This window comes from Streptomyces sp. NPDC059456, from assembly GCF_042750055.1.
GTDB lineage: Bacteria > Actinomycetota > Actinomycetes > Streptomycetales > Streptomycetaceae > Streptomyces.
On sequence record NZ_JBHYVA010000188.1, the window covers coordinates 9,647 to 12,837 of the forward strand.

3 protein-coding genes are annotated in these 3,191 nt (G+C 74.1%); all 3 read right to left on the minus strand.

Going from position 1 to position 3,191, the window contains the following annotated elements; all coding sequences use genetic code 11:
• Positions 1-163: 163 nt before the first annotated feature.
• The gene (locus ACFXA3_RS18420; protein WP_385187956.1) at positions 164-1,156 is read right to left on the minus strand and encodes a CorA family divalent cation transporter; all 993 of its coding nucleotides are present in this window, start codon (positions 1,154-1,156) and stop codon (positions 164-166) included.
• A 185-nt stretch (positions 1,157-1,341) separates the two neighbouring features.
• Positions 1,342-2,103 (minus strand): SDR family oxidoreductase, encoded by a 762-nt coding sequence (locus ACFXA3_RS18425; RefSeq protein ID WP_385187957.1) that lies wholly within the window; start codon positions 2,101-2,103, stop codon positions 1,342-1,344.
• Positions 2,104-2,140: 37 nt separating this feature from the next.
• Positions 2,141-3,064 carry an RNA polymerase sigma-70 factor gene (locus tag ACFXA3_RS18430; RefSeq protein WP_385187959.1) on the minus strand — a complete coding sequence of 308 codons (924 nt, stop codon included), beginning with the start codon at positions 3,062-3,064 and terminating at the stop codon, positions 2,141-2,143.
• Positions 3,065-3,191: the final 127 nt, after the last annotated feature.

Sequence of the window (3,191 nt, forward strand, 5' to 3'; positions counted from 1 at the left end):
GGGGGAGGCGGGCCCCCCCGGGGGGGGGGGGCTCACCCCCGGGCCGTGGCTGGCCCGCCCCCCCCAACGCGGGCCCCGGGCGGGGCTCGCGGGCGCCCGCCTGGCCGCCCGCGAAGCCGCCCAGGCGGACCTCTTCGCGCCCTGACCCGCCGGGCCGGACCGCCTATTCGTCGTCGCCGACGGCTTCGTCCTCGCGGAACCTGCGCCAGATGCGGGTGCGGTGCAGTACGTAGAGCGCGCCCGCCAGGAAGACCACCTGGAGGCCCACGGCGAGCACCCAGAAGATCGCCCTGCTCTCCAGCTCGTCCGACAGGTAGGCGAAGTTCATGCCGAAGAACCCGGTCACGAAGGTCAGCGGCAGGAAGATCGTCGAAACGATCGCCAACCGGTTGATCACGCCGTTCTGCTCGCCCGACACCAGGGAGGAGTAGGTGCCGAAACCCCGCCGGGCGGCCTCCTGGAGCGCCTCGATCTCCGTGAGCACCACCCGCGCCGTGCGCTGGTACTCACGGGCGAGCCGCTGGCGCTCCTGCGGGAAGTTCCGGTTCAGCACCCGGCGCGTGATGAACTCCTCCGCCGCCTGGTGGTAGGGGAGGAGCGAGTGGTGCAGCTGCGCCGCGGTCCGGCGCAGCCGCGCCAGGCGGTACAGCTGCTGGGGGTCCCGCCGGCGGAACATCTCGTCCTCCAGCTCCTCCACCTCCAGCAGGGCCTGGACGGCGGAGCGCCGGTAGGTCTCCAGCGCCTCGCCGAGCATCAGGAACAGCGTGGCCACGGCGTCGGGCGGCCTTTCGTACGGGAAGCGGGCCACGCACCGCTCCACCAGCCCCGCCGGCCCCCGGTGCACCGTGAGCAGGTACCGCTCGGTGGCCACGACGTGCAGGTGGACGACCCGGCCCGCCTCGATCGCGGGGACGACGAACGCGGCCGCGTCACCGAGGAACTCGGCCCGGGCGGTCTCCCGTTCCCGGCCGAGCCACGGCAGGTCGTCGGCCTCCAGCCCGAGCACGTCGGCGACCGGCTGCTCACCGGGCGGGGCCTCCTCGGGCAGCTCCGCGTCCACGAACAGGAAACGGGATGCCGCGAGGCGCTCACGGGCCTCGGACACCGGGGCGCGCCGCGCGATGCCCTCCGGCATGGACACCACCGAAACGATCATCGCCCCTCACCGTGCAGCACGCCGTGGACTGAATGTGACGATATCCAGCACATTGTCCCTTGGTGGAGCCCGCGCAGGCGTACGGAGGACTCCATCTGGCGGCCCCGGCCCCGGCTCCCGGCGCCGGCTTTGGCTCCGGCTTTGGCTCCCGGCTCCGGCTCCCGGCTCCCCGCCCTGCCCCCGCCTCAGCCGCCGGCCCCGGCTCCCGCCCCGGCCTTCAGGAATTCGGCGAAGGTGACCTTGCCGACCGCGTGGGACGGCGTCAGGTTGCCGCCGCGGCGGAAGGCCGCGTACGCCTTGCCCGCCAGCGGCAGCGCGAACACCCTGCGCCGGCGCCCGGTCGCCGCCAGCCGGGCCCGGCCCAGCTCGACCAGCGTGTGGATCTCCGGGCCGCCCATGTCCGTCACCCGGCCCGCCGGGGCCGGGACGGCGAGTTCCGCCAGCCGGTCGGCGACCTCCGCCACGGCGATCGGCTGTACCCGGACCCCCTTCGGCAGCGGCAGCGGCACCACCGGCACCTTCGCCAGCGTGTCCACCGTCATCGCCACCAGGTCGTGGAACTGCGTCGTCCGCAGGATCGTCACGCCCAGCCCGGACTCCTCCAGCATCCGCTCGACCTTGTACTTCACCGTGTAGTAGCCGAAGGGGACCACGTCCACCCCGACGATCGAGATGTAGACGACGTTCGTGACCGTCCCGGCCCGCCGGGCCGCCTCGATCAGGTGCCCGGCGGCCACGTCGTCGCCGCCGCGCGGGCTGCTCGCGCAGTGCACGACCACCTCCGCGCCGGCCATCGCCGCGTCCAGCCCGCTGCCGTCCCGCAGGTCGACCGGGTGGTCCTTCGCGTGCCGGCTCAGTACGCGTACGTCGTGGCCGGCCGCCCGCAGCCGGGCGACGACCGGCGTGCCCAGGGTGCCGGTGCCTCCGGTGACGAGGATCGTGCTCATGGTGTCCGTTCCTTCCTGAAGCCCTGAAGGGGTGCGTTCACCAGCAGGGACCGGACAGCCCTCGGGAATGTGACAGCTGCCGGTGAAGGAATTCCAGCTTCTCCGGATTGAGCACCGTGCGCATCCCGCGGATCAGCCCGTCCTCGACCTCCAGCTGCAGGACCGCCGCCCCGCCGACGATCAGCGCGGGCTCGCCGTTGACCTCCGCGAAGGACACCGGCAGGTCCGCCGCGTACGTGCGCAGCACGCCCACCAGGAACCGCGCCACCTTGTCCCGGCCCAGGATCGGCCGCAGGGCCGCCTTCACGACCCCGCCGCCGTCGGACACGTACCGCACGTCGGCGGTCAGCATGCCCTCCAGCCGGGCCAGGTCTCCGTCGCGCGCCGCGGTCAGGAAGGTTTCCACCAGGGTCCGCAGCCGCTCCGGATCGGGCTCGAAGCGGGGGTGCGGCGCGGCGGCCCGGCCCGCGGCCACCCGGCCCGCCGCCCGCCGGTAGAGCTGCCGGCAGTTGGCCTCCGTCAGGTCGAGCAGCCCGGCGATCTCCCGGTGGCCGTAGGCGAACGCCTCGCGCAGCACGTACACCGCCCGCTCCACCGGCGTCAGCTGCTCCAGCAGCACCAGCAGGGCCAGCGAAACGCTGTCCCGCTGCTCCGCCGACTCCAGCGGGCCGAGCGTCCCGTCGCCGGTGAGGACCGGCTCCGGCAGCCAGGGGCCGACGTACTCCTCGCGCCGGGCGCGCGCCGAGTCGAGCCGGTTCAGGCACAGGCGGGTGACCACCTTGGCGAGCCAGGCCCCGGGGTGCTCGACGTCGCCGCGGTCGGCGGAGCTCCAGCGCAGCCAGGCGTCCTGGACGGTGTCCTGCGCCTCGGTGGCGGAGCCGAGCATGCGGTAGGCGATGCCGAACATCCGGGGCCGGTGTTCCTCGAAGTCCGCGACGGCTGCGGCGTCCTGTGTGATCACCGCAGCAGCCTACGAGGAGGCGTGCGGCCGCACGTGCGAGGACCCCGGGGGCGCCGGGGCACCCGGGCCGCACCCATCGGCGTCCGTTCTACGTCCGAGGGGGGGGAGCACGCGCCCGGGTCCATAC

Excerpts from the sequence above, each read along its gene's own strand:
- ACFXA3_RS18425 (WP_385187957.1), bottom strand. The coding sequence starts at position 2,103 with ATGAGCACGATCCTCGTCACCGGAGGCACCGGCACCCTGGGCACGCCG.
- ACFXA3_RS18420 (WP_385187956.1), bottom strand. The coding sequence starts at position 1,156 with ATGATCGTTTCGGTGGTGTCCATGCCGGAGGGCATCGCGCGGCGCGCC.